Origin of the sequence: Enterovibrio norvegicus FF-33 (assembly GCF_000286835.2) — a bacterium.
Classification (GTDB): domain Bacteria; phylum Pseudomonadota; class Gammaproteobacteria; order Enterobacterales; family Vibrionaceae; genus Enterovibrio; species Enterovibrio norvegicus_A.
Window position 1 is genome coordinate 437,916 of sequence record NZ_AJYD02000038.1, and the last position, 6,000, is coordinate 443,915.

General features: G+C 42.4%; 8 protein-coding genes and 1 pseudogene. 2 read left to right on the forward strand and 7 right to left on the reverse strand.

Annotation, left to right across the window (positions count from 1 at the left end; all coding sequences use genetic code 11):
* Positions 1–112 precede the first annotated feature (112 nt).
* From A1OO_RS10210 to A1OO_RS10225, 5 genes are all read right to left on the reverse strand, one after another.
* On the reverse strand, positions 113–1,147 hold the full coding sequence (locus A1OO_RS10210; protein WP_241819086.1) for a hypothetical protein: 1,035 nt from the start codon (positions 1,145–1,147) through the stop codon (positions 113–115).
* A 71-nt stretch (positions 1,148–1,218) separates the two neighbouring features.
* Positions 1,219–1,383, reverse strand: a complete 165-nt coding sequence (locus A1OO_RS23450; protein ID WP_158008859.1) for a hypothetical protein — start codon at positions 1,381–1,383, stop codon at positions 1,219–1,221.
* A 129-nt stretch (positions 1,384–1,512) separates the two neighbouring features.
* Complete coding sequence (locus A1OO_RS10215; protein WP_016962390.1) at positions 1,513–1,830, reverse strand: hypothetical protein; 318 nt, start codon at positions 1,828–1,830, stop codon at positions 1,513–1,515.
* 130 nt (positions 1,831–1,960) lie between these two features.
* Positions 1,961–2,341, reverse strand: a complete 381-nt coding sequence (locus tag A1OO_RS10220; RefSeq protein ID WP_016962391.1) for an MmcQ/YjbR family DNA-binding protein — start codon at positions 2,339–2,341, stop codon at positions 1,961–1,963.
* A 351-nt stretch (positions 2,342–2,692) separates the two neighbouring features.
* A complete protein-coding gene (locus A1OO_RS10225; protein ID WP_017002956.1) occupies positions 2,693–3,067 on the reverse strand; it encodes a VOC family protein in 375 nt (124 codons plus the stop codon).
* 324 nt (positions 3,068–3,391) lie between these two features.
* Here A1OO_RS10225 and A1OO_RS22995 point away from each other — a divergent pair, with 324 nt between their 5' ends.
* Together A1OO_RS22995 and A1OO_RS23000 are read left to right on the forward strand one after the other, a co-directional pair.
* Positions 3,392–3,775: a transposase gene (locus tag A1OO_RS22995; RefSeq protein ID WP_241819087.1), complete on the forward strand. Its 384-nt coding sequence runs from the start codon at positions 3,392–3,394 to the stop codon at positions 3,773–3,775.
* 19 nt (positions 3,776–3,794) lie between these two features.
* Positions 3,795–4,124 (forward strand): annotated as a pseudogene (locus tag A1OO_RS23000) (transposase zinc-binding domain-containing protein); the annotation flags it as partial.
* Positions 4,125–4,347: 223 nt separating this feature from the next.
* Here the strand turns inward: A1OO_RS23000 and A1OO_RS10240 are convergent.
* Positions 4,348–4,881, reverse strand: coding sequence for a GNAT family N-acetyltransferase (locus tag A1OO_RS10240; RefSeq protein ID WP_016961533.1), 534 nt, complete (start codon positions 4,879–4,881; stop codon positions 4,348–4,350).
* A 517-nt stretch (positions 4,882–5,398) separates the two neighbouring features.
* Positions 5,399–5,848 carry a hypothetical protein gene (locus A1OO_RS10250; protein ID WP_016961536.1) on the reverse strand — a complete coding sequence of 150 codons (450 nt, stop codon included), beginning with the start codon at positions 5,846–5,848 and terminating at the stop codon, positions 5,399–5,401.
* Between the last annotated feature and the right edge of the window lie 152 nt (positions 5,849–6,000).

Genomic DNA, 6,000 nt, shown 5'->3' on the forward strand with positions numbered 1-6,000 from the left:
AACGATATCAAACAGGACAACTTTAACACGAAAACAAGCAATCATCTGTGCGCTGAGAGTAACAAGATAACCTCAAAGAGCACCATTCAGCGTCGTTCATCTCGCTCAAAACTTAGTAACGCGATGCATCCGTTAATTGTGTTGTCATCCATTGTGAGTACAACGAAATGACAGTGTCTATATCCTTCGTGGTATAAAATTTTTTTTCAACATCATCTAATACACATTCCAATTCGTTTGCTCGACACAGATGTAGCGTCCAGAAGTAGGCGAACTTTCTCACATGAGGTTCAATGACATTTTCCACTGATAAATTAGATACCGTATATTCATTTTTCGATTCTTCAAACTTTATATCGGTGGCTTTCTCATAATAATCAAAACGATTTTTGAAATTCCCCTGATAGTAAAATTCAACCCTTTGACTGAGAGACATACCCCCGTCTATCGATTGATGAAAAACGCCATATCCATCAACATCACCATATAAATCAGACCCACTAGAATAGCCATGAAAGTATTGTTGCAACGAATCGAAATGAGGTCTCGTTTTGAGGCCATATTCTGATAAGACACTACCAATATCACCAACCCAACTAATTGAATCTGCCACAGAAATACCACTTAAATCATCAATACCTGTATCAATTGATGGATATGATAATGCGTTAATTAGTGCCCATACATGCGTGACATCAATAGCGTTGCCGTGGGGGTCCTTGAAAACAATGTTCCCTTTCTTCAAGATGCTGATCACAGAAGGCGAAACCCCCTTATCAACTGATGCTGGTTCTATGTCAATGGAACCAATGAGTAGAAGGTCCCATAACTTACTGTTGTAATGTGTTTTTCTCAGCCGTGCAGCAGTTACTTTCCAATCGTCATCAGGATAAGCACTTTCAACCGCCTTAATGAGATCAATAACCTCTTCAAGTGATTTAGTTTCAGGAGCACTCATAAGGTGTGCTTTGCTATCGCTAGGCATCCCCCAAACTCTATCTATTGCGTTATGATTATGCGTGTTACTCCCTTTAACTTGACTCTGAATTTTCTCATCAGCATTAACACTTGTTACTACTAGATATATCAATGTAATGATGACTCGTCTTGTTAACACACGAACCGTGCTTCTATTTGTCATCACCATTATTTACTCCTTGAGTTTTTACGCTAATAGATTTAACGCATCTATGTACAAACAATGACTGTCACAATACTTCAATCATGGGTGTCATGCTGCCTACCGGAAGAAAATAGAATGCCACCGTACTTAACCTCTTCCGATACAGATGGAATCGTTTTGTTAATGCGTTTTCTAACAGACTCAACCGTAGCGTATTGGTCGCCGTCTTGAAGGCGAATATCATCCAATTGCTTGAACACTCTTTGTCGTCATGGTGCGGCCCACTCTAACGAAAATCCAACAGTAGACGATAACTTAAAGATAGCTAAAAGGCTGACACTCACGCTGGATCTAAGCATTGGTAACATGCCCTGAACGCTTTGACATACTCACTTTTCTAAAGACAGCACAACTTGCAGGACGACGGTTTCGGGTTGCTCTTCAAAAACTGTCCGAAGTGATTTGTTTACTTGCTCTTCAAGCGATGAAATGGTTTGGCTACCAACATCTGAAGCACTGACATTCACGGTGACTTGTTGAAGCACGTCATTGCGAATATTCCAACCGACCTGAGCCTTCCAGCCATAATTGCTTTGTATAAGACGCTCTAGCTTGGCCTGTTTTTGTGACATTTCTTGTACATGCTTCGCAAGATCGCATCCAGATAAAGCCAATATGAGCATTAGAACCATTGAAGTTTTCTTCATGTGAAATCCTTTTGAACACAACGTCGCTTTAGGGGCGAAAAATGCTAGATCCATTCTGAAAAGCCACTTTAAACGCCAAAGGTTGAAATGAAAAATTGCGGGGGTGACACCGTTCATCTCGAAAACATAGTCATGAACATGGTTGATTTGACTGACTTATACCTAACTCTTGCTGTTTACGCTTACTTAGACCACTAGCAACAATCCGGTAGGATTCTGATAGGTAGTACTTCAAATCGTCGTCTAGCTCACCAGATGTTTCTGTCTGCTGTATCCACTTCATGCCCCGGCTAGCAAAATAAGGCGCAGGTCGATACCCATCGTAATGACTCAGAAATTCGTAGTTCAAGTTTGATGTTTTAAAGGTGAACGCTGCTTGAGAGTTGCCACTCCAACCACCGACAGCGAATACTTTATCACCCACCTTCCATACATCCGAATTACCCCATTGAACAACATGACTCGTCCCTGCGAATGAGCCACAAAAATGGTTGAATTCATCATAGTTCATTCCAACTTCCCTCTATAAGCACATAACTTCCTTTTTTCGCGACCTTAAAGACACCGTTAAACATACCTTGATACTCATTGACCCATGCCCGCCAGCTTAACCCGCTGGCTTAACTGGAAAGTGAACAACCAAGTTGCTGACGCCTAGTCTGGCCCTGTCACATGAATGACAGGCAGCCGTGAGACCGCAGTAAGAGACCCTCTATATGTGTTTGCCGTAAGCAACGACTTAATGGCTCAAATAACGACGCAAAGTGAATGACTTTGTTGTTCGAAAGCAGTGACTGCTTACGCAGTCATAAAGACAGCCATGCCTCTTGACCGGAGAGGGGCTCATATGTGTTAGGTGTAATCACTCAGACTCCCAAGGTGAACAAATGTCAATTAGGCAACCATTTGGGTCTTTTACCAGAAAGCGGCGTTGCCCGTAAAATTCATTGCGAGGTTCATGCAAAATAGGTAACCCCATAGTTAATGCAGTCTGGTAAGTGGCATCAACATCCTTTACTACGAAGGTGACGTACATACCGGTTGGGGGTTTTTGATAATCTCTGGGTACAAGATCGTGATTCCTCTGAATAATTCCATATTCAATTTCCGAATCTTCTGGAGAGCAAAGTTGCACATACCAATCGCTGTCGTACTTCACATTGAAGCCAAGTAGCTCAACATAAAATTCTTTGCTTTTTTGTAAATCGTCAGAGCATATATTTGTCAGTATTCTCATAACTATCCTTTGACAGCTAACGTTGTGATCTAGCAAATCCCCTCATAATTCCTTTTCTAAACAATGAGAAAGACGCGCATCGACCCTTTTGATCTAATGAATTTCGCCAAAACCACATTCCAATAAAAGGAATGAACAATGCGCGATATTCAAATTCTACAAGATACTCTACAAAATCAGTGTCCCACTATTCATAAAAAACGACTTCACTCTCTGATACTTGCGAGTCGACCGATTGCTTGGTAATGCCATAAAGAACTCTATCCCAATGCAAACAACAAACCCGCCTATCTGGGCACTTGCCAACTCGCACGCCGCTCTCCTTTGGCTTGTCATGCTCATCTTGTTAAACAGGCACCGAAAGGACGGAAAGCGCAACGTCATACCCGTACCAGCAAGAAGCATACGGCGTCTCGTCTCTTTGACAAAAGCGCAAACGCGCCGTGGATGCTGGTGACTAATATCCCCAATGACACGCTAAACGCGATTCAGATAACACGCTTATATGCAAAGAGAATGCAGATAGAGGAAGCGTTCCGCGACTTAAAAAGTCCCGCATATGGACTGGCTCTATGGCACAACCTAACGCGTTGTATCAAGCGCCTCAACATCTTGTTATTGATTGCGTTGCTGGCAGAGGTATTGATGTGGTGGAACGGTCTCATTGCGACAAAAGCAAAATGGCAATACGACTTTCAACGGGACTGACGATATTGTGGGAGGACGCATGAGCACCTTTCTTTCCTTGCTCAATCATCATGGCGCTGAACTCGAGCCAAGGCGCCTTAACCCAGATATCTCTCGTGCCATCATGGCCATGTCTCGCTGCCGAACAGGGGCATTAGGTCACGTGCAATGGGGTTGTCAGGGGTGTCACCATGATGACCGAACGCCGCTATCTTGTGGGCACCGTCATTGTCCGCAGTGTCAACACACCAACACCATGCAATGGCTGGCTCGGCAAGAGGCGAAGTTATTGCCGACACACTATTTTATGATCACTTTCACCGTGCCTGCCGAACTCAGAAAAATGGCTATCACACACGCGAGGTGTTTGTGTCACTGGCTCAGAGGAGGACGAACCGAGAAATACACGCACCGCTAACGTAAATCATTGAAGTAAATGGTTATCTATTAACTTCATGGCTACGCTCGTCCTGACAAAAGTGACGGGCGTAGATCCATCCTATGCTCATCCGAGCAATTTACTCAATAAAGAGGCGTCGGGCTTGTTCAACACCCGAATAAAGTGTCGGCTGCGCGACACTTATTCTTATTTGTTAGTTGTTTATTTGCAATAATTGCTGGTTACTTTCCCAGACATATAGCAAATCATTGATTTTTTCATCGCTACCTGGTGGTTGCCACAAATTCGTTTCTTGGTGCTTAGCGCCAATTCTATGGTAGAAACTTCGCGCATTTAGATTGTCTTCGAGGACTTCAAGGTATAAGCCTTTATTTTCAAATAACTCGTCAGCCCATTTGGCAATTAAGTACATTAATTGTTTACCAACGCCATTCCCTTGGGAAGATTTTGAAACATGTAAATTATCAACGAAAGTTCCCCATTTGGAGTTTTCATTTCCATAAGCGCAGATGAAACCACAAATTTGGTTATCTTTAGTAGCAATCAATACTCGCTGATTCTCTTTGGGACTAGATAAGCGACCTTCCCAAGATGCACGTCGCTCTTCCCAAACATCATTATCTAAAAAGTTATCAGGGAATATTCCTCGATACGATTCTCGCCAACTTTCAGCATGCAACTTAGCTAAGCTTTCTAAGTCATTTATATTAGCAATTCTGAACTGCATAAACTGGAATCTCCAATGACAACTAACGTCGTTTTAAGGGGCGTAAAACATTAGCTTCACGTAATAAAGCCACCGTACACGCCATAAGTTGATATAACAAAATTTGCGGGAATGTTTTTCGTCCGCCTTGAAAACCTTTGTTATAAAGCTGCCACCCAATCCGTTTGAATAGCCGAACCTCGCCTTTTGCCTTTGCAAGCAGCCCTTGGGATGCTTGGTCTTTTCTGGCCATTGATGGCTTGTTTGCAACACTTTCAATGGTGAGCGGCGATCCAAAACCAAACCGCTTTTTTGTTGAGAAAACCACTGTGGTTTGGCGCTCAAAGTCGCTGCTTACATGTAAGTAAAATTACAGCGTATAACGTCGCAATAACGGGCGCTTACCAAACCGCCCAAAACTGCTTAAAACCGCTTATTCACAACAGGTTAGACAACCGTCCGCAGTGACAAAGCGTCCCGTTGATTGTTTTGTTATATCAAGTATTTTCTCAACGCCACACATAACTAAAAATCAAACTTATTTGAATTCTACGTTAGAGACTTGAAGTCGAGAGGAGCTACTGTTTATGCATTTTCGCTCCACATTAACACCTATAACATGATATAAATACTTACCTTTTTGTCCCTCTGTCAGCAAAGTGAATTGAGCTATACCAAAAGGGTACTCAGTACTAATCACAACATGAGTAGACTGTAACTTTGCTAAAGAAACACTTTGGGCACTATTTTCAAGATGTTTGAAGGTTTTTCTTAGGCCAAAAGGTGATGTTGTTTCGCGAAATTGATCACATCCAAGCTTGTAGGCATTGCTGAAATCACCTTCCTGTTGTTCGCGCATAAATTCAAAAGCCACAAGACTGCTAGTTGCTTCTATTTCTTCCACGTATGACAACAACTCTTCTTTTTCAATGGCAATAACAGAGTTTGAAATAAGAAATATTATTAATAAGTACACATGCCTAATCATGTGGTTCTCCAATCTGATATAACGCCGCGTTAAGCGGACTAAAATTGTGGGTTATAATGTGTAGCGAAGCGAAACATAACCCACTGTTTTAGTTCCGTTTAAACGCCTTGTTGAACGAAGCCGCTATGCGGCAGAATAACACCACACCGCCT